This window comes from Streptomyces coeruleoprunus (assembly GCF_039542925.1).
Classification (GTDB): domain Bacteria; phylum Actinomycetota; class Actinomycetes; order Streptomycetales; family Streptomycetaceae; genus Streptomyces; species Streptomyces coeruleoprunus.
The window spans coordinates 1,914,279-1,939,427 of sequence record NZ_BAABIT010000001.1 but is presented as its reverse complement, the minus strand read 5'-3'; the positions used below and the strand labels follow the sequence as shown (position 1 = coordinate 1,939,427).

The window sequence follows — 25,149 nt, the reverse complement described above, 5'->3', positions numbered from 1 at the left end:
AATGTCCGCCCACCCCCGAGACCCGAGGACCGACGAGCGCCGTGTTCGATACCCTCTCCGACCGCCTCTCCGCGACTTTCAAGAATCTGCGAGGCAAAGGCAGGTTGTCCGAGGCGGACATCGACGCCACCGCCCGTGAGATCCGCATCGCCCTGCTCGAGGCCGACGTCGCCCTGCCCGTCGTCCGCGCCTTCATCAAGCAGATCAAGGAGAGGGCCCTCGGCGTCGAGGTCTCGCAGGCGCTGAACCCGGCCCAGCAGGTCATCAAGATCGTCAACGAGGAGCTCATCGGCATCCTCGGTGGCGAGACCCGCCGCCTCCGGTTCGCCAAGACCGCGCCGACCGTGATCATGCTGGCCGGCCTCCAGGGTGCCGGTAAGACCACGCTCGCCGGAAAGCTCGGCAAGTGGCTCAAGGGCCAGGGGCACTCGCCCCTCCTCGTCGCCTGTGACCTCCAGCGCCCCAACGCCGTCAACCAGCTGAGCGTCGTCGCCGAGCGCGCCGGCGTGGGCGTGTACGCGCCGGAGCCGGGCAACGGTGTCGGCGACCCGGTCCAGGTCGCGAAGAACTCGATCGAGTACGCGCGGACCAAGCAGTACGACATCGTCATCGTCGACACCGCCGGCCGCCTGGGCATCGACCAGGAGATGATGCAGCAGGCCGCGGACATCAGGGACGCGGTCAGCCCCGACGAGATCCTCTTCGTCGTCGACGCGATGATCGGTCAGGACGCCGTCAACACGGCCGAGGCGTTCCGCGACGGCGTCGGCTTCGACGGCGTCGTCCTGTCGAAGCTCGACGGTGACGCCCGCGGTGGTGCCGCCCTGTCGATCGCGCACGTCACCGGCCGCCAGATCATGTTCGCCTCCAACGGCGAGAAGCTGGACGACTTCGACGCGTTCCACCCGGACCGCATGGCGTCCCGCATCCTCGGCATGGGTGACGTCCTGTCGCTGATCGAGAAGGCCGAGCAGACCTTCAGCCAGGAAGAGGCCGCCAAGATGGCCTCCAAGCTGGCGAGCAGCAAGGGCAAGGACTTCACGCTCGACGACTTCCTGGCCCAGATGGAGCAGGTCCGCAAGATGGGCTCCATCTCGAAGCTGCTGGGCATGCTGCCCGGTATGGCCCAGATGCGGGACCAGATCAACAACATCGACGAGCGGGACGTCGACCGCACCGCCGCCATCATCAAGTCGATGACCCCGGGCGAGCGCCAGGACCCGACGATCATCAACGGCTCGCGCCGGGCGCGTATCGCGCGGGGTTCGGGCGTCGAGGTGAGCGCGGTGAAGTCGCTCGTGGAGCGGTTCTTCGAGGCCCGCAAGATGATGTCGCGCATGGCGCAGGGCGGTGGCCTGCCGGGCATGCCGGGGATCCCGGGCATGGGCGGCGGTGCCGGCCGGCAGAAGAAGCAGCAGAAGCAGGCCAAGGGCAAGCGGCGCAGCGGCAACCCGATGAAGCGGAAGGCCGAGGAGCAGGCCGCCGCCGCGCGCCGGGAGCAGCAGGCGCAGCAGGGTGGTGCGGCGTTCGGGCTGCCGGGTGGTCAGCCGGGGCAGGACTTCGAGCTGCCGGACGAGTTCAAGAAGTTCATGGGCTGACGACGGTTGCGGCCGTAGCGCGCGGCCCGCTGCCGCGTGGCCGGCGTTCGGGTAAGGGGCACCCGCCCATGGTGGGTGCCCCTTACGCATGCGCTGCGTATCGGCGACGTATCCGCGCGACGCTGTCCGTAGTGCCGGTTTTGTGGCGGTCTTTCATAATCGCTGAGTGACCAGTTCCGTGCCGCCACGCGACCGCACCGACCAGCCCTGGCGCTCCGAGGGTGCGCCGCCGCCACCGCCGGCGAAGCGGAAGATGCCCGGTGGCTGGGTGGGCCTGCTGCTCACGGCGCTCGCGCTGTTCCTCCTCACCAACCTGGTGCTGTCGCTGTTCAACGGCGGCGACGAGCCGACCGTCTCGTACACCGAGTTCAGCAGGCAGGTGGAGGCGGGGAACGTCAGCAAGATCTACGCCAAGGGCGACGCCATCGAGGGCGAGCTGAAGAGGAAGCAGCCCGTGCCGGGCGGCGAGGGCGACTACACCAAGTTCACGACGCAGCGGCCGGCCTTCGCCGACGACAAGCTGTGGGCGGAGCTGACGGCCCAGAAGGTCACCGTGACGGCGGAGCCGGTGGTGGAGCGGCCCAGCTTCCTGGCCAATCTGCTGTTCTCACTGGCGCCGATCGTGCTGCTCGTCGTGTTGTGGCTGTTCGTGGCCCGGCGGATGAGTACGGGGCTCGGCGCGGGCGGCATGCTCGGGCGCAAGGCGCCGCCGAAGCCCGTCGAGCTGGAGGCCGGGCGGCGTACCACGTTCGACGACGTCGCCGGTATCGACGAGGTCGAGGGTGAGCTGAACGACGTCGTCGACTTCCTGAAGAACCCGCAGGACTACTGGCGGATGGGCGCGAAGATGCCCGGCGGTGTGCTGCTGTCGGGCCCGCCCGGCACGGGCAAGACGCTGCTGGCGCGGGCGGTGGCGGGGGAGGCGGGGGTGCCGTTCTTCTCGGCGTCGGCGTCCGAGTTCATCGAGATGATCGTCGGTGTGGGCGCCTCACGGGTGCGGGAGCTGTTCAACGAGGCCCGCAAGGTGGCCCCGGCGATCATCTTCATCGACGAGATCGACACGATCGGCCGGGCCCGGGGCGCGGGCGCCGGCATGGGCGGTCACGACGAGCGCGAGCAGACGCTGAACCAGATCCTCACGGAGATGGACGGCTTCTCCGGCGCGGAGGGTGTGATCGTCATCGCGGCCACCAACCGGGCCGACGTGCTGGACCCGGCGCTGACCCGGCCGGGCCGGTTCGACCGGATCGTCAACGTGAGCCCGCCGGACCGGGGCGGCCGGGAGGCGATCCTGCGGATCCACACGCGGGACATCCCGCTCGCCGAGGACGTCGACCTGGCGCTGGTGGCCCGCACGACGCCCGGCATGACCGGTGCGGAACTCGCCAATCTCGCCAACGAGGCGGCGCTCCTCGCGGTCAAGCGGCGTCAGCAGCGCGTCACCCGGTCGGACCTGTCCGACGCGCTGGAGAAGGTGCAGCTGGGCGCCGAGCGGCAGCTCGTCATGCCGGTCGAGGAGCGGCGCCGTACCGCGTACCACGAGAGCGGGCACGCCCTGCTCGGGATGCTCCAGCCGGGTGCCGACCCGGTGCGGAAGGTGACGATCGTGCCGCGCGGGCGGGCGCTCGGCGTGACCCTGTCGACGCCCGAGACCGACAAGTACGCGTACACGGAGGAGTACCTGCGGGGGCGGATCATCGGCGCCCTGGGCGGCATGGCGGCCGAGGAGGTGGTCTTCGGGGTCGTCACGACCGGCTCGGAGAGCGACCTGGAGCAGGTGACGAACATGGCCCGGGGCATGGTCGGCCGGTGGGGGATGAGCGGTCGGGTGGGCCGGCTCACCGCGATCCCGTCCGACGCGCAGCAGGCGTACGGGCTGTCGGCGGCGCCCGCGACGCTGGACACCGTGGACAGCGAGATGCGCCGCATCGTCGACGAGTGCTACGAGAGCGCGTGCCGGCTCCTCCGCGAGAACCGCGACCGACTGGACGCTCTGGCCGCGGCGCTGCTGGAGAACGAGACGCTGGACGAGACGGCGGCCTACCGCGCCGCGGGCGTCACCCGGCTCACCAAGGACGGCGACTCGGCCGGCGACTCGGACGGCGCCGGGACTCCGGAGGGCCCGGGTGGGCGGCTCCCGCCGCCCCCGGGCCCTTGACGTCCCCCGTCGTAGGCCGGATCAGGGGATTCTGGCGACCAGGTACCGGAAGACGTTCGGCATCCACACCGTCCCGTCCTGCCGGATGTGCGGGTGGAGGGCCTCGGTGATCTCCTTCTCCACGGTCGCCAGGTCCGACGCCTCGACCGCGGCGTCGAAGAGCCCCGTCGAGAGCAGCCCCCGCACGGCGCTGTCCGTGTCCGCGTAGCCGAAGGGGCACGCCACCCGGCCCGAGCCGTCGGGGTGGAGCCCGGCCCGGCCGGCCACCTCCTCCAGGTCGTCGCGCAGCGCCGGCCGCCAGCCGCCTCCGGTGCGCAGCCGCTCGGTGAGCCGGCCCGCCACCCGCAGTACGCCCGAGGTGGCGCACCGCTCGGGCGGCCCCCAGCCGGCCAGGACGACGGCGCTGCCGCGCTCTGCCAGCCGGACGGCCGCCGTCAGGGTGGGGACGAGCCCGTCGGCGTCGCCCGCGGTACAGCCGATCGGCTGGAAGGCCGTGACGAGGTTGTACGCCGGACGGGTGGTGTCCGCGGCGGCCTCGTCCGGGCCGCCGTACAGCAGCTTGGTCTGGAGGGTGGGCCCGCTCGTGCGCCGTCCGCCGCCCTGCGTGGCGCCCGGGTCGGGGAGCAGCCGCTCCCGGGCCAGGTCGACGCGCGCCTGGTCGGTGTCGACGCCCGTGACCTGGGCGCCGCGCGCGGCGGCCATGAGCAGCGCGAGCCCCGAGCCGCATCCGAGACCCAGGAGCCGCGTCCCGGTGCCGACCTCCAGATGCTCGTACACCGCTTCGTAGAGCGGGACGAGCATCCGCTCCTGGATCTCCGCCCAGTCGCGGGCGCGCCCTGGCGCGTCCGTCGACCTGGGGGCCGAGGCCGGGTGGGGGTGGTGCCGGACGAGCATAGGTGTCATCGAAAGCGCCCCAATCCGCCGAGAGGTCCATCCGTGCGTCCGTGCCCTGATTGACAGCCCCCGTGTGCGTGCGCTCGCACTCCCCGCTAAGCCAGGGAACTCCGCATCCGCCCCCGCGTCCAGGGGTTGGGCCGCAATGCTTGCGTGCCCCGGTTGTGCGCCCCCTGGCCCGGCACGAACCACCTCCCATAGTGGGGGCGCCGTGCGATTCCCGCCATGCCAGCGGGGGCGGTGCCGCGGGTGCGCGGTTGTCCCGGTACTGTCGCCTCCGCGCTGCCGCACCCCCTGCCCCGGCACGCGGGCACGGCGGAGACACCGGCGCGCAGCCCGGCGCACGGGCCCGCAGACGCGCCGGGGCGTACGCGCCGCTACGTACCACCTTGGTGGGAGCTGTGCGGCTTCCTGCGCAGATCAGCGCACTGGCCCTCGTCGGCACGCATCAACGGCAACTGACGGGTACGTGCAAATTATTTGGGATGCCCCGGAATGGAACCCCACGGGATCCCGGCTCGTTGTTCACGACGTGAGCACGACACCACCTGTCCTCGCCGCAGAGCTGGCACAGGCGTGGGCCGACATTCAGCGGCACCACCCCGAGCTGCCCGATCTCGCCGCGCCCGAGTCCCTGATCGGAGAGTCGTCGTCCGCCTGCGGCGCCGAGCTCTCCTTCGAGCGACTGCTCCACGAGGCAGTCCACGGCATCGCCGCCGCCCGAGGAGTACGCGACACCTCGCGCGCCGGCCGCTACCACAACCGCCGCTTCCTGGCGATCGCCGAGGAGATGGGCCTGGACCACTCCGAGGAGCCGCATCCGAGCAGCGGCTTCTCCCTGGTCACGCTCAGCCCCGAGGCGAAGCGCCGGTACCGGCCCACCATCGAGCGGCTGCAGCGCGCCCTCAAGGCGCACACGGCCGCCACGGCCGCCGACACCAAGCGCTCCTTCCGCGGACCGGCCGCGCGGCACGGTTCGTCGGGCGGCGGCGTGCGGGTCAAGGCCGTGTGCGACTGCGGCCGCAACGTCCGCGTGGTCCCCTCGGTCCTCGCCCAGGCGCCGATCGTGTGCGGCGGCTGCGGCAAGCCGTTCCGGATCCCGGAGGCGGTGGGCGCCGCCAGGTGACCGCGAGGGGTGTGGCACAATGGCTAGCTGTACTCGACAGTCGCACAGGACCCCTCTCTCCTCCGGCTGACGCGTCCATCGGGCACTCGGGTACCGCAACCCCACGCGGCGATCCGCCGTGCCCAACCACGTCAACACCAGGAGACACCACTCCCGTGGCAGTCAAGATCAAGCTGAAGCGTCTCGGCAAGATTCGCCAGCCCCACTACCGCATCGTCGTCGCCGACTCCCGCACCCGCCGTGACGGCCGGGCCATCGAGGAGATCGGTCTGTACCACCCGACGTACAACCCCTCGCGCATCGAGGTCGACTCGGAGCGTGCGCAGTACTGGCTGTCCGTCGGCGCCCAGCCGACCGAGCCGGTTCTCGCCATCCTGAAGCTGACCGGCGACTGGCAGAAGCACAAGGGCCTGCCGGCTCCCGAGAAGCCGCTGCTCGCCCCGGCCACCAAGGAAGACAAGCGCGCTTCCTTCGAGGCGTTCGCCAAGAGCATCGAGGGCGACGACACCAAGGGTGAGGCCATCACCCCGAAGGCGAAGAAGGCCGACAAGAAGGCGGACGAGGCCGAGGCCGCGTCCACCGAGTCGACCGAGGCCTGAGCATGCTCGAGGAGGCTCTCGAGCACCTCGTGAAGGGCATCGTCGACAACCCCGACGATGTGCAGGTCGCGTCCCGCAACCTGCGCCGTGGGCGGGTGCTCGAGGTCCGGGTCCACCCCGACGACCTCGGCAAGGTGATCGGCCGCAACGGCCGCACCGCGCGTGCCCTGCGTACCGTCGTGGGCGCCATCGGCGGCCGGGGAGTCCGTGTCGACCTCGTCGACGTGGACCAGGTTCGCTGAGAAGAGTTGAACACCGGCACGGGCCGGGGAGGGCTGCGGCCCGCCCCGGCCCGTCGCCGTATGACAGGAGAGTTCAAAAGTGCAGTTGGTAGTCGCACGGATCGGCCGCGCCCACGGCATCAAGGGCGAGGTCACCGTCGAGGTGCGTACCGACGAGCCGGAGCTGCGGCTCGCCCCCGGCGCCGTACTGGCCACGGACCCCGCCTCCACCGGGCCCCTGACCATCGAGACCGGCCGGGTGCACAGCGGCCGGCTGCTGCTGCGGTTCGAGGGCGTACGCGACCGGAACGCCGCCGAGGCACTCCGCAACACCCTGCTGATCGCCGACGTCGACCCCGACGAGCGGCCCGACGAGCCCGACGAGTACTACGACCACCAGCTGATCGACCTCGACGTGGTCCTCGCCGACGGCACGGAGGTCGGCCGGATCACCGAGATCTCCCACCTGCCCTCGCAGGACCTGTTCGTCGTGGAGCGGCCCGACGGCAGCGAGGTCTTCGTCCCGTTCGTGGAGGAGATCGTCCTCGACATCGACCTCGCCGAGCAGAAGGCCGTCATCGACCCGCCCCCCGGCCTGATCGACGAGCGCGCGGAGATCGCCTCCTCCCACGACACCGCACAGGACGCCGGCGAGGCCTCGCGGGGCGGCGGCGAGACCTCCGGGGACGACCACTGATGCGCCTCGACGTCGTCACGATCTTCCCCGAGTACCTCGAACCGCTGAACGTCTCCCTCGTCGGCAAGGCACGCGCGCGTGGCCGCCTCGACGTCCACGTCCACGACCTGCGGCAGTGGACGTACGACCGGCACCACACCGTCGACGACACGCCCTACGGCGGCGGCCCCGGCATGGTCATGAAGACCGAGCCCTGGGGCGAGGCGCTCGACGACACCCTGGCCGCCGGCTACGAGGCCGGCGCCCACGGGCCCGTCCTCGTCGTCCCGACCCCCAGCGGCCGGCCCTTCACCCAGGAGGTCGCCGTCGAACTCTCCGAGCGGCCCTGGCTGATCTTCACGCCGGCCCGCTACGAGGGCATCGACCGCCGCGTCATCGACGAGTACGCCACCCGGATGCCCGTGTACGAGGTGTCCATCGGCGACTACGTGCTCGCCGGCGGCGAGGCCGCCGTCCTCGTCGTCACCGAGGCCGTGGCCCGCCTCCTGCCCGGCGTGCTCGGCAACGCCGAATCCCACCGGGACGACTCCTTCGCCCCCGGCGCCATGGCCAACCTGCTCGAGGGCCCCGTCTACACCAAGCCACCCGTCTGGCGCGGGCGCGGCATCCCCGACGTCCTCCTCAGCGGCCACCACGGCAAGATCGCACGGTGGCGGCGGGACGAGGCGTTCCGCCGTACCGCCCTCAACCGGCCCGACCTGATCGAGCGGTGCGACCCGGCCTCCTTCGACAAGAAGGACCGGGAGACCCTGTCCATCCTGGGCTGGGCCCCCGACCCCGACGGCCGATTTTGGCGCAGGCCCGGGGCCGTGGAAGAATAGACCGCTGCTGTACGTCCGGCCGGCGCCCCTGCCACAGGGGGCCACGCGCCAGCCGACGGCACGGCCCCGACATCCCATTTCTAGTTGCCGCTGATGACCTGTGGCATCAGTGAGGAAGCAGACGAACATGTCTCACGTGCTCGACGCCGTCAACTCCGCGTCCCTGCGCACCGACGTCCCGGCGTTCCGTCCCGGTGACACCGTGAACGTCCACGTTCGCGTCATCGAGGGCAACCGCTCCCGTATCCAGCAGTTCAAGGGCGTCGTCATCCGCCGCCAGGGCTCGGGCGTCTCCGAGACCTTCACGGTCCGCAAGGTCTCCTTCTCCGTCGGCGTCGAGCGCACCTTCCCGGTGCACAGCCCGATCTTCGAGAAGATCGAGCTCGTCACCCGCGGTGACGTCCGCCGTGCCAAGCTGTACTACCTGCGTGACCTGCGCGGCAAGGCCGCGAAGATCAAGGAGAAGCGCGACAACTGAGCCTGAGGCTCACCGTCCCGCTCAGCTTCGGATGAGGAGTCACAGGGTGGCCGGTTAGGCTCTGGCCCCAATGGACACCGAAGCACAGCACACGGAGCGCGACCTCTCCTCCGACGCCGACACGCGTACGGAGCAGAGGCCGCGCTTCGCGCTTTCCTGGCGCCGCACCGGGCTCCTCGCCCTCCTGTGCGCCGTCGCCCTGCTGGTCACCGGCCACTTCGTCATCCAGCCCTTCCAGATCCCCAGCGGATCGATGGAGCCCACCCTGCGCGCCGGGGACCGGGTGCTGGTGAACAGACTGGCGTACCGTTTCGGCGCCGACCCCGCACGCGGAGACATGATCGTCTTCGACGGCGACGGCTCCTTCGTCCAGGGCCCCGGCCAGGACACCGGGACCGACTTCGTCAAGCGCGTGGTGGGCGTGGGCGGCGACCGCGTGAAGTGCTGCGACAAGGAGGGCAGGGTCGAGGTGAACGGCGTACCCGTCGCGGAGCCCTATCTGTACCCCGGCGACACCCCGTCCCAGGTCCCCTTCGACATCGTCGTCCCGCAGGGCACCCTCTGGGTCATGGGCGACCACCGCAGCCAGTCCCGCGACTCCCGCGACCACCTCGGCGCCCCCGGCGGCGGCATGGTGCCCGTCGAACAGGTCGTCGGACGCGTCGCCTGGATCGCCTGGCCCGCCTCCCGCTGGGCCTCCCTCGACACCCCCACCGCCTTCGACGGCGTACCGGACGTGACGGCCACCGGCGGCGGCCATGGGTAGCCGCGGGCGGCGCGCCGGCCACCGCGCCGACACCCGCCTGCCCACCGGCTCCCGGCCCACCGACGGCCGCCGGCCCCTCCCCGGACGCGCCGAGCGCCGCAAGCTCGCCCGCAAGGTCAAACGGCGCCGCCGCCGCTCGGCGATCAAGGAGATACCCCTCCTCATCACCGTGGCCGTGCTCATCGCGCTCGTCCTCAAGACCTTCCTGGTGCAGGCGTTCGTCATCCCCTCGGGGTCCATGGAACAGACCATCAAGATCGACGACCGGGTGCTCGTCGACAAGCTCACCCCCTGGTTCGGATCCCGTCCGCAACGCGGCGACGTCGTCGTCTTCAAGGACCCCGGCGGCTGGCTCCAGAAGGAGAACACCCCCAAGAAGGACGACCCGTTCGTCGTCGAACAGGTCAAGCAGGCCCTCACGTTCATCGGCCTGCTCCCCTCCGACGACGAACAGGACCTCATCAAACGCGTCGTCGCCGTCGGCGGAGACACCGTCAAATGCTGTGACGCCGACGGCCGTGTCACGGTCAACGGCGTCCCCCTGGACGAGCCGTACCTGCACCCGGGCAACGCCCCTTCGGAGATCAAGTTCAACGTGACGGTGCCGCCCGGGCGGCTGTTCGTGCTCGGCGACCACCGCGCCAACTCCGCCGACTCGCGGTTCCACCTCGAAGAGGAGTTCCAGGGCACCATCTCCGAAGAGGGCGTCGTCGGACGGGCCGTCTTCATCGCCTGGCCGTTCGCCCACTGGCGCGGGCTCGAACAGCGGGACACCTTCGCCTCCGTACCGGACGCGCCGCCGGGGACCGCGACGGCGCTCCGCTCGTCGCATAGTGTGTCCTCTCGGAATCCCGAAGGATTGAAACGGCTCCCGACCCCTGCGGAACTCCCGCTCGTTATGGGAGTGGTGGGCCTTCCCCTGCTGTGGGGCGGGCGAGTGCACGGAGTGAGGAGTGGATGTGGGGGATTTGGCGGTCGGCGCACGGTCCGGACACGACGGGCCGGACAGAGAGCCCGAGGAGATCGCTGAGCCGGCCCCCGGCTCAGCCGGGCAGCCCCCCGCACACGCGACCGAGCACATCCAGGGCAACACCGGCCGGGGCGGCACCGCCCCGGGCAACACCGAGGGCAACACCGTGGACAACGACGCCAACAACGGCGTGAGCAACGACGACAGCGCGGCCGACGACGGGGAGGAGCAGCCCGGGAAACAGCGCTCCTTCTGGAAGGAGCTGCCGCTGCTGATCGGCATCGCGCTGCTCCTCGCGCTGCTGATCAAGACCTTCCTCGTCCAGGCGTTCTCGATTCCGTCCGAATCGATGATGAACACCCTCCAGCGCGGCGACCGGGTCCTCGTCGACAAACTCACCCCCTGGTTCGGCTCCGAGCCCGAGCGCGGAGAGGTCGTCGTCTTCCACGACCCGGGCGGCTGGCTGGAGGGCGAGGTGACGCCCGAGCCGAACGCCGTGCAGCGGTTCCTCAGCTTCATCGGCCTGATGCCGTCCTCCGAGGACAAGGACCTCATCAAGCGCGTCATCGCCGTCGGCGGCGACACGGTCTCGTGCAAGAAGGGCGGCAAGGTCGTCCTCAACGGCAAGGAACTCGACGAGACCGCCTACCTGTACCCGGGCTCCACGCCCTGCGACGACCAGGCGTTCGGCCCGATCAAGGTGCCCGAGGGCCGCATCTGGGTCATGGGCGACAACCGCCAGAACTCCCTCGACTCCCGCTACCACCAGGAGCTGCCGGGCAACGGCACCGTCTCCAACGAGGACGTCGTCGGCCGCGCCATCGTCGTGGCCTGGCCGGTGGGCCGCTGGGCGACGCTCCCCGTGCCGGACATCTTCGACCAGCCGGGCCTGAACGCGGCGGCAGCGGCGGCGGCCGGGCCGGGCGCCCTGGGCGTGGCCGGGCCGGGCGCCCTGGGCCTCGCCGGCGCGCTGCCGGTGGTGCTGTGGCGACGGCGCCGGCTCGCGGAGCGGGCGCAGGCCTAGCAGCCGGGCGGCCGGGCGGCGGGGCTTGCCAGGGCTTTGGCGACCGGAGGTCCGTGGCGCCGGGCATACCGCCGGGCATACCGCCGGGTAAGCCTCCGCAGGTAGGGTGCCGTCCCAGATCGCCGATCTCCGAAGGTGGGGAGCGCTGGGATGAGCGGAACGACACGTACGGGCGGCCGCGGCCGCCTCGGCAGTGCACTGTCGGGGCTGGCCGTGGCCGTCGGCTGTGTGCTCTTCCTCGGCGGGTTCGCCTGGGGCGCCGTCCTGTACCAGCCGTACACGGTGCCGACCGACTCGATGACCCCGGCCGTCACGGCCGGGGACCGTGTCCTGGCCGAGCGCATCGACGGTGCCGACGTGCGGCGCGGCGACGTCGTCGTCTTCCGGGACGCCGAGTGGGGCGACATCCCCATGATCAAGCGCGTGGTCGGCGTGGACGGCGACACGGTGGCCTGCTGCGACGCCGGCGGCCGGCTCACCCTCAACGGGAAGCCCCTCGAAGAACCGTATCTGCGCTCCCAGGGCTGGGGCGGCAAGGAACCCGCCTCACCCTCGAAGTTCTCCGCGAAGGTTCCCGCAGGGCACCTGTTCCTCCTCGGCGACCAGCGCATGAGCTCCCAGGACTCCCGGGTCCACCTCCAGGACGCCACGCACGGCTCGGTGTCCCGCGGCGCCGTCACCGCGCGCGTGGACGCCGTCGTGTGGCCCTGGCGCGGCACCCTGGAGCGGCCGCAGACGTTCGCCGGACTGCCCGGCGGGGTGTCCAGCCCCGGCCCGGTGCGGCTGGTGGGCTGGGCCGTCGCGGCCGGCGCCGTACTGATCCTCGGGGGAGCGGCGTACGGGCCCCTCACGCGGGGCCGTGGGCGCCGCGCGACGGCGGTGACCGGCCGTGGCTGAGGCACCCGTACCCGACCCGGCGGCCCCCGACGTGCTGCCCTCGGGGCCCGAGCTGCGCAAGGTCGCGCGGGTCGTCCTGCTCGACCCCGACGACCGGATCCTGCTTCTGCACGGCTACGAACCGGACGACCCCTCCCAGAGCTGGTGGTTCACGCCGGGAGGCGGTGTCGAGGGCGACGAGAGCCGCGAGGAGGCGGCGCTGCGCGAGCTGGCCGAGGAGACCGGGCTCACCGACGTGGAGCTGGGCCCGGTGCTGTGGCGGCGGCTGTGCTCGTTCCCGTTCGACGGGCGCCGCTGGAACCAGGACGAGTGGTACTACCTGGCCAGGACCCGTACGAGGCGGGCCCGGCCCGCGCTCGGCACGGCCCTCACCGAGCTGGAGACGCGCAGTGTCACAGGGCTGAGGTGGTGGACCTCCGCGGAACTGTCGGCGGCGCGTGAGACGGTGTACCCGACACGACTCGCCGAGTTGTTGCGCACGCTGCTCGACGACGGCCCACCGTCCGAGCCGGTCGTCCTGTCCCCGGAAATCGTCTAGGGGTGCGGGTGACTGGCGCACAATGGGGGCACGCACGGCTGAAGGGGAACATGCCATGAGCGCCGAGGACCTCGAAAAGTACGAGACCGAGATGGAGCTGAAGCTCTACCGGGAGTACCGCGACGTCGTCGGGCTGTTCAAGTACGTCATCGAGACCGAGCGTCGCTTCTACCTCACGAACGACTACGAGATGCAGGTGCACTCCGTGCACGGCGAGGTGTTCTTCGAGGTGTCGATGGCGGACGCCTGGGTCTGGGACATGTACCGGCCGGCCCGTTTCGTCAAGCAGGTGCGCGTGCTCACGTTCAAGGACGTGAACATCGAAGAGCTGAACAAGACGGATCTGGAGCTGCCCGGCAGCTGAGGGGCGGCTGGCCTTTCGCTGTGAGTCTTGCGCCGTGAGTCTTGCGCCGTGAGTCCTGCGCCGTGAGTCCTGCGCCGTGAGCCTTGCGCCGTGAGTACGGCGGTGTGACTCCTGTGGGTGACGGAGTTTTCCCGGTCGGCAGGGGTTATCCACCAAGATCCACAAGTGATCGCCCGAAGCGTCACAGTCGGTACCGGAGGTGGTGCCGAAATGAACGCGACGGGGGCACTCGGGCAGTACGGAGAACGGCTGGCGGCACGCCGGCTCGGCGAGGCGGGCATGGCCGTCCTCGCCAGGAACTGGCGGTGCGGGCGGGGCGGCGAGATCGACATCGTCGCCCGGGACGGCGACGCGCTCGTCGTGTGCGAGGTCAAGACCCGGAGGGCCGGGGCGTTCCAGCACCCCTCTGCGGCCCTCACGGCCACCAAAGCACTGCGCCTCAGGCGCCTCGCCGAGTGCTGGCTCGAACGGCACGGAGGCGCCCCACCGGGCGGCGTACGCATCGACCTCGTCGGCGTGCTCCTGCCCCGGCGCGGCGCACCCCTCGTCGAGCACCTACGGGGGGTGGCGTGATGGGCTTCGCACGCACCTGCTCGGTCGCCCTCGTCGGCGTCGAAGGCGTCGTCGTGGAGGTCCAGGCCGACCTCGAACCCGGCGTCGCGGCCTTCACCCTGGTGGGCCTCCCCGACAAGAGCCTCTCCGAGAGCCGCGACCGGGTACGGGCGGCCGTGGTCAACTCGGACGCCGAGTGGCCCCAGAAGAAACTCACCGTGGGGCTCAGCCCCGCCTCCGTGCCCAAGAGCGGCTCCGGATTCGACCTCGCCGTCGCCGCCGCCGTACTGGGCGCCGCCGAGCTGATCGACCCACGTGCCATCGCCGACCTCGTCCTCATCGGCGAGCTGGGCCTCGACGGACGGGTCCGGCCCGTCCGCGGCGTGCTCCCCGCTGTGCTCGCCGCCGCCGAGGCCGGCTACCGGCAAGTGGTCGTCCCCGAACAGACGGCGGGGGAGGCATCCCTCGTCCCGGGCGTCTCCGTCCTCGGCGTAAGGACCCTGCGCCAGCTCATCGCCGTACTGACCGACGGTCCCGTGCCCGACGAGGAACCACCCGAGGAAGGCCGGCCGGACGCCATGCTCGCCGGGCTCCTCGTCCCCGGCGCCGGCGTCGGCACCGGACTGGCCCCCGACCCCGCGAACGACGGCCCCGACCTCGCCGACGTCGCCGGACAGCGCGCTGCCCGGCTCGCCCTGGAGGTGGCCGCCGCCGGCGGACACCACCTGCTCCTGTCCGGACCCCCGGGCGCCGGCAAGACCATGCTGGCCGAACGCCTGCCCGCGGTGCTGCCGTCCCTCACCCGGCACGAATCCCTGGAGGTCACCGCCGTCCACTCCGTGGCCGGACTCCTCCCGCCCGGCAAGGCGCTCGTCAGCAGGCCGCCGTACTGCGCGCCGCACCACTCGGCCACCATGCAGTCCCTCGTCGGCGGCGGCAACGGCCTGCCACGACCCGGCGCCGTCTCGCTCGCACACCGCGGAGTCCTCTTCCTGGACGAAGCACCCGAATTCCCCGGAAAAGCGCTGGACGCCCTACGGCAGCCCCTGGAATCCGGGCACGTCGTCGTGGCTCGCGCCGCCGGCGTCGTACGGCTGCCGGCCCGATTCCTCATGGTCCTCGCCGCCAACCCCTGCCCCTGCGGACGCCACAGCGTCCACGGCGAGGACTGCGACTGCCCGCCCTCAATGGTCCGGCGCTACCAGGCCCGCCTCTCAGGGCCCCTCCTCGACCGCGTCGACCTCCGCGTGGAAGTCGAACCCGTCGGCCGCGCCGAACTCCTCGGCCACAGCGGCGACAGCGAGTCCACCGCCACCGTCGCCGCCCGCGTCCACACGGCCCGCGAACGCGCCGCCGCACGACTCGCCGCCACACCCTGGCGACTCAACTCGGAAGTCCCCGGACACGAGCTGCGCACCCGCTGGCAGTGCGCCCCGGGCGCCCTCGCCGCCGCCGAACGCGACATCGAACGCGGCCTCCTCACCGCCCGAGGACTCGACCGCGTACTCCGCGTCGCCTGGACCCTCGCCGACCTCGCCGGCCGCGACCGGCCCGGCCCCGGCGACGTCAACCTCGCCCTGGAACTGCGCACCAGCATCTCCCGCGGCGTGCCCGTCGGCGTGGGGGAGTGGTCATGACCCCGCGGTGCGAGGCGCCGCCCGCCTCCATGCGCGGCACAGCGACGGGGATGCGCTCATGAGCGCCACCGACGAGGAGCGCGCCGCCCGCGCGGCCCTCGCCCGCATCATCGAACCCGGCAACGAGCACGGCGGCCGGTGGCTCCGCGAGCTCGGCGCCGTGGAACTGCTGAGCCGGCTCACCCACGGCACATACCGGAAAGGAGCCCTGCCCGGAATCACCGAACGGCGCGCCCAAGGGCTGCTCGCCCGCGCCACCCGCGCACGACCCGACCAGGACCTCGCCGCCATCACCGCCGCCGGCGGCCGGTTCCTCGTACCGGGCGACCCCGAGTGGCCCACCCAACTGGACGACCTCCGGGACGCCCGCCCCGTCGGACTCTGGCTGCGGGGCCGCCCCGACCTGCGCCGCTGGGCCCTGCGCTCGGTCGCCGTCGTCGGCGCCCGCGCCTGCACCCCGTACGGGGCGCACATGGCCGCCGCCCTCGCCACGGCACTCGCGGAACGCGGCTGGGTCGTCGTCTCCGGCGCCGCCTTCGGCGTCGACGGCGCCGCACACCGAGGAGCCCTCGGCGCCCGCGGAGCCACCGTCGCCGTCCTCGCCTGCGGCGTCGACGTCCCCTACCCGCGCGGCCACGCCGGACTGATCACCCGCATCGCGGAACAGGGCCTCGTCGTCGGAGAACTCCCACCCGGCGACCACCCCACCCCCAGCCGCTTCATCCTCCGCAACCGGGTCATCGCCGCCCTCACCCGCGGCACCGTCGTCGTCGAAGCCGCCCACCGCAGCGGCTCCCTCGTCACCGCCCGCACCGCCCAGCGGCTCGGCCGCCACACCATGGGCGTACCCGGCCCCGCCACCAGCGGACTCTCCGCGGGCGTCCACGAACTGCTGCGCGGAGAGGCCGTCCTCGTCACCGACGCCGACGAGATCGTCGAACTCGTCGGCGACATCGGCGACCTCGCCCCCGCCCGACGCGGCCCCGTCCTGCCCCGCGACCTCCTCGCCCCGCTCACCGCCCGCGTCCTGGAAGCGCTCCCGCCCCGCGGACAGTCCCTCACCCTCCCCGACGTGGCGGCGACCGCCGGGACCGGCGTTGACGACGCACTCGGCAGGCTGTACGAACTCCACTCCCTCGGCTTCGTCGAACGCGAAGGCGACGCATGGCAGTTGACCCCCACCGCCATGCACCACCCGGATGCCCGGCGAGGCGGTACTTGACCTGGAGCATTCGGGTGAAAAGGTGATCCCGATGACCTTCCTGGCTCTCCTGCCGACGCCGGAGGGGCCGGCCCACCAGCCGCCGGCCCCATTCGAAGATGCGGCCGACGGGACGCCCCCGGCGAGGGGCGATCCCCCGACCTTCGCTCACTGCGACGGCCCAGTCACGCTACGCTCACCGACCAGGCCACCTCCCCGTCCCCCGCACACCACGGCAGAACGGCTCAGGCGACGCATGCCCCAGCACACCTCCGGGTCCGACCGCGCAGCGGTGCCCCCCGCTGCCAGGAGCAGCGTGCGGCCACCCGCTCCCTCGTCGCTCGACGAGCTGTGGCGGTCATACAAGGAGACGGGCGACGAACGACTGCGAGAACAGCTGATCCTCCACTATTCGCCCCTCGTGAAATACGTCGCCGGCCGCGTCAGCGTCGGCCTGCCCTCCAACGTCGAACAGGCCGACTTCGTCTCCTCCGGAGTGTTCGGACTCATCGACGCCATCGAGAAGTTCGACATCGAGCGGTCGATCAAGTTCGAGACCTACGCGATCACCCGCATCCGCGGCGCGATGATCGACGAACTGCGCGCCCTCGACTGGATCCCCCGCTCCGTACGCCAGAAGGCCAGGGCCGTCGAACGCGCCTACGCCACCCTCGAAGCACAACTCCGGCGCACCCCCTCCGAGAGCGAGGTCGCCGCCGAGATGGGCATCCCGCTCGACGACCTCCACGCCGTCTTCAGCCAGCTGTCCCTCGCCAACGTGGTGGCCCTCGAAGAACTCCTCCACGTCGGCGGCGAGAACGGCGACCGCCTGAGCCTCATGGACACCCTGGAGGACACCGCCGCCGACGACCCCGTCGAGGTCGCCGAAGGCCGCGAACTGCGCCGGCTCCTCGCCCGCGCCATCAACACCCTCCCCGACCGCGAGAAGACCGTCGTCACGCTCTACTACTACGAAGGCCTCACCCTCGCCGAGATCGGCAACGTCCTCGGCGTCACCGAAAGCCGCGTCAGTCAGATCCACACCAAGTCCGTGCTGCAACTCCGCGCCAAGCTTGCCGATGTGGGGGGCTGAGCCCGAACGCCCGGTCGTACAGTGGTCCCGTGCCAAGGATTCGAGCGGCCTCCGTGGCCGAGCACCGGACGATGCAGCGCGCCGCCCTGCTGGACGCGGCGCGCTCCCTGCTGTCCGAAGGCGGTACGGAGGCGCTGACCTTCCCCGCCCTCGCCGAGCGCACCGGCCTCGCCCGGTCATCCGTCTACGAGTACTTCCGCTCCCGCGCCGCAGTCGTCGAGGAACTCTGCGCCGTCGACTTCCCCGTATGGGCCGCCGAGGTCGAGGCCGCCATGCAGGGCGCGGACACCCCCGAGGCGAAGGTCGAGGCGTACGTACGGCGCCAGCTGGAGCTGGTCGGCGACCAGCGGCACCGGGCGGTCGTCGCCATCTCCGCGAGCGAACTCGACGACGGCGCCCGCGAGAAGATCCGCGCCGCCCACGGCGGGCTCGTCGCCATGATCGTCGAAGCCCTCGGCGACCTCGGCCAGCCGGAACCGCGCCTGGCCGCGATGCTGCTCCAGGGCGTGGTCGACGCGGCCGTACGCCGCATCGAACTGGGAGCGGCCGAGGAGCCGGCAACCATCGCCGACACGGCCGTCGCCATGGCCCTCCACGGCCTACGCGGCACCTGACGTTCCCCTCACCCGCTCCGGGGGCCTCGCCCCCTCCCCCCCCCGCCCCACCCCCGTCCCCCCTCCCGTCACCCCCGCATGTGCCCGTCCCGTTCCGGCTGCGGACGGCGCACAGCCCAGGTACCAGCCCAGGCCCCGACCCAGCCCGGAGTCTGAGCCCCAGGACCCAGCCGGGCCGGAGCCCGACCCCTAGCCCCCAGCCGGCCTCGAGTCCAGGCCCCAGGTCCGGCCCCAGCCCCAGCCAGCCCTGAGCCCGAGCCCCAGGCCCGGCCCCAGCCCCAGCCAGCCCCGAGTCCGAGCCCCAGGCCCGGCCCGGCGCCGGCCTCAGCCCGTCCGGAGCCCCAGCACCCGCTGGCCCGGAGCCCGAGCCCCACCCCCGGCCCCCACCCCCGTCACCGCAGTGCGACCTCGTGGGCGTGGCCGATGCCGAGGCGCTGGGCGAGTCGTGTCATGGCGCGCGACAGCTTCGAGGGCAGTGCGTCCGGCTCGGGGATGGTCACCGGTCGTTGGCGGCCGTTCTGGATGGCTGCTATCCGCCAGCCGGCCTCTGTGCGGACGCAGACGATGATCTGGCGGGACAGCCGCCGCTTCGGCAGCCTGCTGCGCCATGGCATGAGGACCGAGCCGTTGCCCACCAGTACGGCCACGGAGTCCGTGAGGAGGCGCAGCGATTCGATCCGGCCGACCATCGCCGATCCGGCGATCACGCCGCGGAACAGCTTGTCGTGGTTGTCCCGCAGCCGGTCGACGCCCGCCGCCCAGCTGCCGTCGTAGGAGACGTAGTCGGCGTCCTCGGTGAACAGGCGTCCGAATCCGGTGGCGTCTCCATCGGTCCAGGTCTTGCAGTACTCCGCGAAGAGTTCACGAATCTCCGCTTCGTGGGTGGTGCCCATGTCGGTCCCTCGCTCTCTCCTGATATATTTCGTTCGTCCGAACGAAATATATGGAGGCGGGCATGGGATCGTCAAGGGAAGAACTCCTCGCCGGACTCGCGGAAGCGGGGCGGGCGCACAGCAACGCGGCCGTCATGTACCACGCGGCGATCAGCGCCCGGGTGGGCCTCACCGCGGTCGAGGAGAAGACGCTCGACCTGCTCCAGCGGTCGGGTCCCCTCAGCGCGGGCGAGTTGCGAGAGCTCACCGGTCTGGCGCCGGCCTCCGTGACCGGGCTCGTCGACCGGCTGGAGCGCAAAGGGTTCGCCCGCAGGGTGAAGGACCCCGGGGACGGCCGGCGGGTGAATGTCGAGGTCGCTCCGGGCGTCGAAGACCGGTTCACGCCGCTCTTCGCCGCCTTCGCGGACCGGCTGGCAGGCCTCTACGCCGACTACTCGGACGCGGAGCTCTCCGTGATCCTCGACTTCCTCCACCGCTCCGCGCGGATCCAGCGGGAGGCCACCCACGCCCTCACGGAGGGGGAGTGACGAGCGGATCGATCACCGGCAGCAGTCGCGAAGGCGGTCTGCGCAGCCGGTCCGGGGGCAGGAGCGTCAGCGGGTCGAGGTAGGTGTCACCGCGGCGCAGTCCCCAGTGCAGGCACGTGCGGGTGCAGTGCGATGCGGCGCCGGCGGCCGTCGTCTCGGCCACGATGGCGCCGGCGCGGACCTCCGTGCCCCTGGGCACCAGCGGGCGCACCGGCTCGTACGTGGTGCGCAGCGGTGTCGCGCCCGGCGGTGCCGGGAGGGTGAGGGAGAGGACGCCGCGGCCCGCCACCGGGCCGGCGAAGGAGACCAGTCCGGTCGCCGCGGCCCGTACCGGTGTTCCCGGGGGTGCGGCCAGGTCGACGCCGCGGTGGCCGGGGCCGTAGGGCGAGGCCGGGGGCGCCCAGCCGTGGAGGATGGCCGGCCGGGGCGGGCCCAGCGGCCAGACCGCGTCGGGCAAGGGGTGGGCTGCGGCCGGCGCCGGGCCGGGTGCGCGAGCTGTCGTCGGCTGCGGGGCCGCGGCCGTGACGGACCCCGTGAGCAGCGCGGTCAGGAGCAGCGTGCGTGCGGTTCGGTTCATGGGTCGACTGTGGCGCAGGTCGCCCGCACCGCGCTGATCATGGTCCGGAGCTGTGGACGGACGGGCTGGTTGTGGACAGCGCCGTCACCTGCGGGTGCCAAGGTCCCGTACACTTCTTCTGGCGACCCGGGCCACCGGGTCGACTTCGCACGCCCCGCCACAGCCTCTTCGGTCGTGGCAGCGCTCTTCGGTCCTCCGTGGCGCAGCGCGCCGGGGCGTCAGGAAACAACCGAGAAACTCAAGGAGATACGGCCATGGCCGTCGTCACGATGCGGGAGCTGCTGGAGAGCGGCGTCCACTTCGGTCACCAGACCCGTCGCTGGAACCCGAAGATGAAGCGCTTCATCTTCACCGAGCGCAACGGCATCTACATCATCGACCTGCTCCAGTCGCTGTCGTACATCGACCGCGCCTACGAGTTCGTCAAGGAGACCGTCGCGCACGGCGGCTCCATCATGTTCGTCGGTACCAAGAAGCAGGCCCAGGAGGCCATCGCCGAGCAGGCGACGCGCGTCGGCATGCCGTACGTCAACCAGCGCTGGCTGGGCGGCATGCTCACCAACTTCTCCACCGTCTACAAGCGCCTTCAGCGTCTGAAGGAGCTCGAGGCGATCGACTTCGACGACGTGGCCTCCTCCGGTCTCACCAAGAAGGAGCTCCTGGTCCTCTCCCGCGAGAAGGCCAAGCTGGAGAAGACCCTCGGTGGTATCCGTGAGATGCAGAAGGTGCCGAGCGCCGTCTGGATCGTCGACACCAAGAAGGAGCACATCGCCGTCGGCGAGGCTCGCAAGCTGAACATCCCGGTCGTCGCGATCCTCGACACCAACTGCGACCCCGACGAGGTCGACTACAAGATCCCGGGCAACGACGACGCGATCCGCTCCGTCACCCTGCTCACCCGCGTGATCGCCGACGCCGTCGCCGAGGGCCTCATCGCCCGTTCCGGCGCCGCGACCGGTGACACCAAGCCGGGCGACAAGGCCGCCGGCGAGCCGCTGGCCGAGTGGGAGCGTGACCTGCTCGAGGGTGAGAAGAAGGCCGACGAGGCCGAGAAGCCGGCCGAGGCCGCCGAGGCTCCGGCCGCCGAGGCTCCGGCCGCCGAGGGCGAGCAGGCCTGATCCTGGTCCCGGCCCGGTTCTCCGGGCCCCGACCTCACTGGTTCGGCTGTTGACGGCGGGGGTCACGAGCCCCCGCCGTCCACCCCCAGATCTTCGTAGATCTTCCAGACTTCGAGAGAGATTCACAGATCATGGCGAACTACACCGCCGCTGACGTCAAGAAGCTCCGTGAGCTCACCGGCGCCGGCATGATGGACTGCAAGAAGGCGCTGGACGAGGCCGAGGGCAACGTCGACAAGGCCATCGAGGCGCTGCGCATCAAGGGCCAGAAGGGCGTCGCCAAGCGCGAGGGCCGCTCCGCCGAGAACGGCGCGATCGTCTCCAAGATCGCCGCGGACAACTCGGCCGGTGTCATCGTCGAGCTGAAGTGCGAGACGGACTTCGTCGCCAAGGGCGAGAGGTTCCTGACGGTCGCCGACGCGCTCGCCGAGCACGTCGCCAAGACGAAGCCGGCCGACATCGAGGCGCTGCTCGCCTCCGAGATCGAGCCCGGCAAGACCGTCCAGGCGTTCGTGGACGAGGCCAACGCCAACCTGGGCGAGAAGATCGTCCTGGACCGCTTCGCGCAGTTCACCGACGGTTACGTCACCGCTTACATGCACCGCACCAACCCCGACCTGCCGCCGCAGATCGGTGTTCTCGTCGAGCTCGACAAGGAGAACGCCGAGGTCGCCAGGGGTGTCGCGCAGCACATCGCCGCCTTCGCGCCGAAGTACCTCGCCAAGGAGGACGTCCCGGCCGAGGTCGTCGAGGCCGAGCGCCGCGTCGCCGAGGAGACCACCCGCGCCGAGGGCAAGCCCGAGGCCGCGCTGCCGAAGATCGTCGAGGGCCGCCTGAACGGCTTCTTCAAGGAGGCGACGCTGCTCGGCCAGCCGTACGCGCTCGACAACAAGAAGTCCGTCCAGCAGATCCTGGACGAGGCCGGTGTCACCCTGAAGCGCTTCAGCCGCATCAAGGTCGGCATCTGAGTCCGTACGCGACGGACACCCGACCCCGGTAGGGTCGAAGCAGTCGTCCGCGTTCGCGCCGGACGACCGCAGATCTGACGAGGAGGCCATTGCCGCTAGGGACACCAACACCCCGGCAATGGCCTTCTTCGTATGTGCACGAGGAGATCTCCATGAATCAGGGCGCCGCACAGGGCGACGACAACACCGGCAAAAAGACCGGCCGCTTCCTGCTGAAGCTGTCCGGCGAAGCCTTCGCCGGCGGCGGTGGCCTCGGCGTCGACCCCGACGTCGTCCACGCCATGGCGCGTGAGATCGCCGCGGTGGTCCGCGACGGCGCGCAGATCGCGATCGTGATCGGCGGCGGAAACTTCTTCCGCGGCGCCGAGCTGCAGCAGCGCGGTATGGACCGGGCCCGCTCCGACTACATGGGCATGCTGGGCACGGTCATGAACTGCCTCGCCCTCCAGGACTTCCTGGAGAAGGAGGGCATCCAGTCCCGCGTCCAGACGGCCATCACCATGGGCCAGGTCGCGGAGCCGTACATCCCGCTGCGGGCCGTGCGCCACCTGGAGAAGGGCCGCGTCGTGATCTTCGGCGCCGGTATGGGCATGCCGTACTTCTCCACCGACACCACGGCCGCGCAGCGCGCCCTGGAGATCGACGCCGAGGCCCTGCTCATGGGCAAGAACGGCGTGGACGGCGTCTACGACTCCGACCCGAAGACCAACCCGGACGCCGTGAAGTTCGACGCGCTGGAGTACGGCGAGGTGATCTCCCGCGACCTGAGGGTCGCCGACGCCACCGCCATCACCCTCTGCCGTGACAACAATCTGCCGATCCTCGTCTTCGAACTGCTCACCGAGGGCAATATCGCTCGCGCGGTGAAGGGTGAGAAGATCGGCACTCTCGTGAGCGACCAGGGCAGCCGGAACTGACCGTCGGGCTGCCCCGCCCGGGGATGGACAAAGCCCTGCCGGTGGGACACCGTGCAGGAGAAGACGCGACGCAGGTTCCGCGGCACTGCAGCACGCCGGGACTGACCAAGACACCCAGGAGCAAGTGGTGATCGAAGAGACCCTCCTCGAGGCAGAGGAGAAGATGGAGAAGGCCGTCCTGGTCGCGAAGGAGGACTTCGCCGCGATTCGCACGGGACGCGCGCACCCGGCCATGTTCAACAAGATCGTGGCGGACTACTACGGTGCGGTGACGCCGATCAACCAGCTGGCGTCGTTCTCGGTGCCGGAGCCGCGCATGGCCGTCGTGACCCCGTTCGACAAGAGCGCCCTGCGCAACATCGAGCAGGCGATCCGCGACTCGGACCTCGGCGTCAACCCGACGAACGACGGCAACATCATCCGGGTGGTCTTCCCCGAGCTCACCGAGGAGCGCCGCCGGGAGTACATCAAGGTCGCCAAGGGCAAGGGCGAGGACGCGAAGATCTCGATCCGCTCCGTCCGCCGCAAGGCCAAGGAGTCCATCGACAAGCTCGTCAAGGACGGCGAGGTCGGTGAGGACGAGGGCCGCCGTGCGGAGAAGGAGCTCGACGACACCACCGCGAAGTACGTCGCGCAGGTGGACGAGCTGCTGAAGCACAAGGAAGCCGAGCTGCTCGAGGTCTGATGAACGACGCTTCCTGGGGGGCCCCGCCACGAGGCGGATACTGGGGTCCGCCCGACCAGGGGCTCGCTCCGGCGGCCCCGGCGGGTCCCGCATACGATGAGCAGGCCGCCCAGCAGACTCGGCCCATGCCCATCGTGCCCGACGTCCCCGCCGGCGGGGACCAGGACGACCATGACCGGGGGGCCGCTCGGCTGAGCGGTCCCCTGTTCCGTGACGAGATGTCGCAGGAGCCCATGCCCTCGGAACCACCGGAGCCCGCCCAGCCGCAGGGTCGTTCACAGCACAAGCAGCAGCGGCAGAAGAAGCAGGCCGGGCGTGATCTGAGGGCGGCCATAGGGGTCGGCGTCGGCCTCGGCGCGGTGATCCTCGCGTCGCTGTTCGTCCTGAAGGACGTGTTCGTCGGTGTCGTGGTCGTCGCCGTCGTCGTGGGCCTGTGGGAGCTGACGTCCCGGCTGCAGGAGCGCAAGCAGATCAAGGCGCCGCTCGTGCCGCTCGCCGTGGGCGGTGCGGCGATGGTCGTCGCGGGATACGTGCGGGGCGCCGAGGGCGCCTGGGTGGCGATGGCGCTGACCGCGCTGGCGGTGCTGGTGTGGCGGATGACCGAGCCGCCCGAGGGCTATCTGCGGGACGTCACGGCGGGTGTGTTCGCCGCGTTCTACGTGCCGTTCCTGGCGACGTTCGTGGCGCTCATGCTGGCCGCGGACGACGGGCCGTACCGGGTGCTGACGTTCCTGGTGCTGACGATCGTCAGCGACACGGGCGCGTACGCGGTCGGGTGGCGGTTCGGGAAGCACAAGCTGGCGCCGCGGATCAGCCCCGGGAAGACCCGGGAGGGTCTGCTGGGGGCGGTGGCGTTCGCGATGGTGGCGGGTGCGCTGTGCGTGGAGTTCCTCATCGACGGCGGCACGTGGTGGCACGGTCTGCTGCTGGGGCTGGCGGTCGCGGTCAGCGCGACGCTGGGCGACCTCGGCGAGTCGATGATCAAGCGGGACCTCGGCATCAAGGACATGGGCACGCTGCTCCCGGGGCACGGCGGCATCATGGACCGGCTGGACTCGCTGCTGCCGACGGCGCCGGTGGTGTGGCTGCTGCTGGTGCTGTTCGTGGGGGCCGGCTGATCCTGCCGCACCGTCGTTGACCTGCTGTTCTTCCGGTGAAGGGCTCGTTGTCCACAGGGCGGCGAGCCCTTCGCCGTATCTCTGCGACACTGGAAGCA

28 protein-coding genes are annotated in these 25,149 nt (G+C 71.3%); 25 read left to right on the top strand and 3 right to left on the bottom strand.

Annotation, left to right across the window (positions count from 1 at the left end; genetic code table 11):
• Positions 1–41 precede the first annotated feature (41 nt).
• Positions 42–1,598, top strand: coding sequence for a signal recognition particle protein (gene ffh / locus ABEB09_RS08240; protein WP_345688601.1), 1,557 nt, complete (start codon positions 42–44; stop codon positions 1,596–1,598).
• 166 nt (positions 1,599–1,764) lie between these two features.
• Positions 1,765–3,756, top strand: a complete 1,992-nt coding sequence (gene ftsH / locus ABEB09_RS08235) for an ATP-dependent zinc metalloprotease FtsH (RefSeq protein ID WP_345688600.1) — start codon at positions 1,765–1,767, stop codon at positions 3,754–3,756.
• Positions 3,757–3,777: 21 nt separating this feature from the next.
• Here ftsH and ABEB09_RS08230 read toward each other — a convergent pair whose 3' ends face one another.
• Positions 3,778–4,659: a methyltransferase domain-containing protein gene (locus tag ABEB09_RS08230; RefSeq protein ID WP_345688599.1), complete on the bottom strand. Its 882-nt coding sequence runs from the start codon at positions 4,657–4,659 to the stop codon at positions 3,778–3,780.
• A gap of 523 nt (positions 4,660–5,182) precedes the next feature.
• Between ABEB09_RS08230 and ABEB09_RS08225 the strand changes: the two genes are divergently transcribed.
• The 17 genes from ABEB09_RS08225 to ABEB09_RS08145 all read left to right on the top strand — a co-directional run bounded on the left by ABEB09_RS08225 (position 5,183) and on the right by ABEB09_RS08145 (position 18,248).
• Positions 5,183–5,776 (top strand): hypothetical protein, encoded by a 594-nt coding sequence (locus ABEB09_RS08225; RefSeq protein WP_189537915.1) that lies wholly within the window; start codon positions 5,183–5,185, stop codon positions 5,774–5,776.
• Positions 5,777–5,931: 155 nt separating this feature from the next.
• Positions 5,932–6,375 carry a 30S ribosomal protein S16 gene (rpsP, locus tag ABEB09_RS08220; protein ID WP_345688598.1) on the top strand — a complete coding sequence of 148 codons (444 nt, stop codon included), beginning with the start codon at positions 5,932–5,934 and terminating at the stop codon, positions 6,373–6,375.
• A gap of 2 nt (positions 6,376–6,377) precedes the next feature.
• Positions 6,378–6,617 (top strand): RNA-binding protein, encoded by a 240-nt coding sequence (locus ABEB09_RS08215; protein ID WP_014176063.1) that lies wholly within the window; start codon positions 6,378–6,380, stop codon positions 6,615–6,617.
• A 79-nt stretch (positions 6,618–6,696) separates the two neighbouring features.
• The gene (gene rimM, locus ABEB09_RS08210) at positions 6,697–7,293 is read left to right on the top strand and encodes a ribosome maturation factor RimM (RefSeq protein WP_345688595.1); all 597 of its coding nucleotides are present in this window, start codon (positions 6,697–6,699) and stop codon (positions 7,291–7,293) included.
• Positions 7,293–8,114 (top strand): tRNA (guanosine(37)-N1)-methyltransferase TrmD, encoded by an 822-nt coding sequence (gene trmD / locus ABEB09_RS08205; protein WP_345688593.1) that lies wholly within the window; start codon positions 7,293–7,295, stop codon positions 8,112–8,114. The genes rimM and trmD overlap by 1 nt, the downstream gene beginning before the upstream one ends.
• 127 nt (positions 8,115–8,241) lie before the next feature.
• Positions 8,242–8,592, top strand: a complete 351-nt coding sequence (gene rplS, locus ABEB09_RS08200) for a 50S ribosomal protein L19 (protein ID WP_345688591.1) — start codon at positions 8,242–8,244, stop codon at positions 8,590–8,592.
• Positions 8,593–8,662: 70 nt separating this feature from the next.
• Positions 8,663–9,358, top strand: a complete 696-nt coding sequence (gene lepB, locus ABEB09_RS08195; RefSeq protein ID WP_345688589.1) for a signal peptidase I — start codon at positions 8,663–8,665, stop codon at positions 9,356–9,358.
• Complete coding sequence (lepB, locus tag ABEB09_RS08190; protein ID WP_345688587.1) at positions 9,351–10,388, top strand: signal peptidase I; 1,038 nt, start codon at positions 9,351–9,353, stop codon at positions 10,386–10,388. Before lepB (ABEB09_RS08195) ends, lepB (ABEB09_RS08190) begins: the two co-directional genes overlap by 8 nt.
• Positions 10,327–11,352, top strand: a complete 1,026-nt coding sequence (lepB, locus tag ABEB09_RS08185) for a signal peptidase I (RefSeq protein ID WP_380841147.1) — start codon at positions 10,327–10,329, stop codon at positions 11,350–11,352. The genes lepB (ABEB09_RS08190) and lepB (ABEB09_RS08185) overlap by 62 nt, the downstream gene beginning before the upstream one ends.
• Positions 11,353–11,502: 150 nt before the next feature.
• Positions 11,503–12,249: a signal peptidase I gene (lepB, locus tag ABEB09_RS08180; RefSeq protein ID WP_345688585.1), complete on the top strand. Its 747-nt coding sequence runs from the start codon at positions 11,503–11,505 to the stop codon at positions 12,247–12,249.
• Complete coding sequence (locus ABEB09_RS08175) at positions 12,242–12,787, top strand: NUDIX hydrolase (protein ID WP_380841123.1); 546 nt, start codon at positions 12,242–12,244, stop codon at positions 12,785–12,787. The genes lepB (ABEB09_RS08180) and ABEB09_RS08175 overlap by 8 nt, the downstream gene beginning before the upstream one ends.
• A 55-nt stretch (positions 12,788–12,842) precedes the next feature.
• On the top strand, positions 12,843–13,151 hold the full coding sequence (locus ABEB09_RS08170; RefSeq protein ID WP_149178923.1) for a DUF2469 domain-containing protein: 309 nt from the start codon (positions 12,843–12,845) through the stop codon (positions 13,149–13,151).
• A 210-nt stretch (positions 13,152–13,361) separates the two neighbouring features.
• Positions 13,362–13,724: a YraN family protein gene (locus tag ABEB09_RS08165; RefSeq protein WP_345688580.1), complete on the top strand. Its 363-nt coding sequence runs from the start codon at positions 13,362–13,364 to the stop codon at positions 13,722–13,724.
• Positions 13,724–15,340, top strand: a complete 1,617-nt coding sequence (locus ABEB09_RS08160) for a YifB family Mg chelatase-like AAA ATPase (RefSeq protein ID WP_345688578.1) — start codon at positions 13,724–13,726, stop codon at positions 15,338–15,340. Before ABEB09_RS08165 ends, ABEB09_RS08160 begins: the two co-directional genes overlap by 1 nt.
• 58 nt (positions 15,341–15,398) lie before the next feature.
• Positions 15,399–16,562: a DNA-processing protein DprA gene (gene dprA / locus ABEB09_RS08155; RefSeq protein WP_345688576.1), complete on the top strand. Its 1,164-nt coding sequence runs from the start codon at positions 15,399–15,401 to the stop codon at positions 16,560–16,562.
• 235 nt (positions 16,563–16,797) lie between these two features.
• Positions 16,798–17,634 (top strand): RNA polymerase sigma factor WhiG, encoded by an 837-nt coding sequence (whiG, locus tag ABEB09_RS08150; RefSeq protein WP_345688574.1) that lies wholly within the window; start codon positions 16,798–16,800, stop codon positions 17,632–17,634.
• 53 nt (positions 17,635–17,687) lie between these two features.
• Complete coding sequence (locus ABEB09_RS08145; protein ID WP_345693874.1) at positions 17,688–18,248, top strand: TetR/AcrR family transcriptional regulator; 561 nt, start codon at positions 17,688–17,690, stop codon at positions 18,246–18,248.
• A gap of 392 nt (positions 18,249–18,640) precedes the next feature.
• On the opposite strand, the gene ABEB09_RS08140 is transcribed toward ABEB09_RS08145, so the two are convergent.
• Entirely contained in the window at positions 18,641–19,141 is a 501-nt protein-coding gene (locus ABEB09_RS08140; protein ID WP_345688572.1) for an SgcJ/EcaC family oxidoreductase, read from the bottom strand.
• 62 nt (positions 19,142–19,203) lie between these two features.
• Between ABEB09_RS08140 and ABEB09_RS08135 the strand changes: the two genes are divergently transcribed.
• Entirely contained in the window at positions 19,204–19,668 is a 465-nt protein-coding gene (locus tag ABEB09_RS08135) for a MarR family winged helix-turn-helix transcriptional regulator (RefSeq protein ID WP_345688570.1), read from the top strand.
• Here ABEB09_RS08135 and ABEB09_RS08130 read toward each other — a convergent pair.
• Positions 19,652–20,245, bottom strand: coding sequence for a M23 family metallopeptidase (locus ABEB09_RS08130; protein ID WP_345688568.1), 594 nt, complete (start codon positions 20,243–20,245; stop codon positions 19,652–19,654). The genes ABEB09_RS08135 and ABEB09_RS08130 overlap by 17 nt on opposite strands.
• Before the next feature lie 254 nt (positions 20,246–20,499).
• On the opposite strand from ABEB09_RS08130, the gene rpsB reads away from it, so the two are divergent.
• The 5 genes from rpsB to ABEB09_RS08105 all read left to right on the top strand — a co-directional run bounded on the left by rpsB (position 20,500) and on the right by ABEB09_RS08105 (position 25,051).
• The gene (rpsB, locus tag ABEB09_RS08125; protein WP_345688566.1) at positions 20,500–21,363 is read left to right on the top strand and encodes a 30S ribosomal protein S2; all 864 of its coding nucleotides are present in this window, start codon (positions 20,500–20,502) and stop codon (positions 21,361–21,363) included.
• A 131-nt stretch (positions 21,364–21,494) separates the two neighbouring features.
• Positions 21,495–22,331, top strand: a complete 837-nt coding sequence (gene tsf / locus ABEB09_RS08120) for a translation elongation factor Ts (protein ID WP_345688564.1) — start codon at positions 21,495–21,497, stop codon at positions 22,329–22,331.
• Positions 22,332–22,483: 152 nt separating this feature from the next.
• A complete protein-coding gene (gene pyrH, locus ABEB09_RS08115; protein WP_345688562.1) occupies positions 22,484–23,248 on the top strand; it encodes a UMP kinase in 765 nt (254 codons plus the stop codon).
• Positions 23,249–23,375: 127 nt separating this feature from the next.
• Positions 23,376–23,933 carry a ribosome recycling factor gene (gene frr, locus ABEB09_RS08110; RefSeq protein WP_345688560.1) on the top strand — a complete coding sequence of 186 codons (558 nt, stop codon included), beginning with the start codon at positions 23,376–23,378 and terminating at the stop codon, positions 23,931–23,933.
• Positions 23,933–25,051 (top strand): phosphatidate cytidylyltransferase, encoded by a 1,119-nt coding sequence (locus tag ABEB09_RS08105; RefSeq protein ID WP_345688558.1) that lies wholly within the window; start codon positions 23,933–23,935, stop codon positions 25,049–25,051. Before frr ends, ABEB09_RS08105 begins: the two co-directional genes overlap by 1 nt.
• Positions 25,052–25,149: the final 98 nt, after the last annotated feature.

Bases quoted from the DNA above. Each gene is read 5' to 3' on its own strand.
- ABEB09_RS08230 (WP_345688599.1), bottom strand. From the start codon at position 4,659: ATGACACCTATGCTCGTCCGGCACCACCCCCACCCGGCCTCGGCCCCC.
- ABEB09_RS08215 (WP_014176063.1), top strand. From the start codon at position 6,378: ATGCTCGAGGAGGCTCTCGAGCACCTCGTGAAGGGCATCGTCGACAAC.
- trmD (WP_345688593.1), top strand. From the start codon at position 7,293: ATGCGCCTCGACGTCGTCACGATCTTCCCCGAGTACCTCGAACCGCTG.
- rplS (WP_345688591.1), top strand. From the start codon at position 8,242: ATGTCTCACGTGCTCGACGCCGTCAACTCCGCGTCCCTGCGCACCGAC.
- lepB (WP_345688589.1), top strand. From the start codon at position 8,663: ATGGACACCGAAGCACAGCACACGGAGCGCGACCTCTCCTCCGACGCC.
- lepB (WP_345688587.1), top strand. From the start codon at position 9,351: ATGGGTAGCCGCGGGCGGCGCGCCGGCCACCGCGCCGACACCCGCCTG.
- lepB (WP_345688585.1), top strand. From the start codon at position 11,503: ATGAGCGGAACGACACGTACGGGCGGCCGCGGCCGCCTCGGCAGTGCA.
- ABEB09_RS08170 (WP_149178923.1), top strand. From the start codon at position 12,843: ATGAGCGCCGAGGACCTCGAAAAGTACGAGACCGAGATGGAGCTGAAG.
- ABEB09_RS08165 (WP_345688580.1), top strand. From the start codon at position 13,362: ATGAACGCGACGGGGGCACTCGGGCAGTACGGAGAACGGCTGGCGGCA.
- ABEB09_RS08160 (WP_345688578.1), top strand. From the start codon at position 13,724: ATGGGCTTCGCACGCACCTGCTCGGTCGCCCTCGTCGGCGTCGAAGGC.
- dprA (WP_345688576.1), top strand. From the start codon at position 15,399: ATGAGCGCCACCGACGAGGAGCGCGCCGCCCGCGCGGCCCTCGCCCGC.
- whiG (WP_345688574.1), top strand. From the start codon at position 16,798: ATGCCCCAGCACACCTCCGGGTCCGACCGCGCAGCGGTGCCCCCCGCT.
- ABEB09_RS08140 (WP_345688572.1), bottom strand. From the start codon at position 19,141: ATGGGCACCACCCACGAAGCGGAGATTCGTGAACTCTTCGCGGAGTAC.
- ABEB09_RS08135 (WP_345688570.1), top strand. From the start codon at position 19,204: ATGGGATCGTCAAGGGAAGAACTCCTCGCCGGACTCGCGGAAGCGGGG.
- ABEB09_RS08130 (WP_345688568.1), bottom strand. From the start codon at position 20,245: ATGAACCGAACCGCACGCACGCTGCTCCTGACCGCGCTGCTCACGGGG.
- rpsB (WP_345688566.1), top strand. From the start codon at position 20,500: ATGGCCGTCGTCACGATGCGGGAGCTGCTGGAGAGCGGCGTCCACTTC.
- tsf (WP_345688564.1), top strand. From the start codon at position 21,495: ATGGCGAACTACACCGCCGCTGACGTCAAGAAGCTCCGTGAGCTCACC.
- pyrH (WP_345688562.1), top strand. From the start codon at position 22,484: ATGAATCAGGGCGCCGCACAGGGCGACGACAACACCGGCAAAAAGACC.
- ABEB09_RS08105 (WP_345688558.1), top strand. From the start codon at position 23,933: ATGAACGACGCTTCCTGGGGGGCCCCGCCACGAGGCGGATACTGGGGT.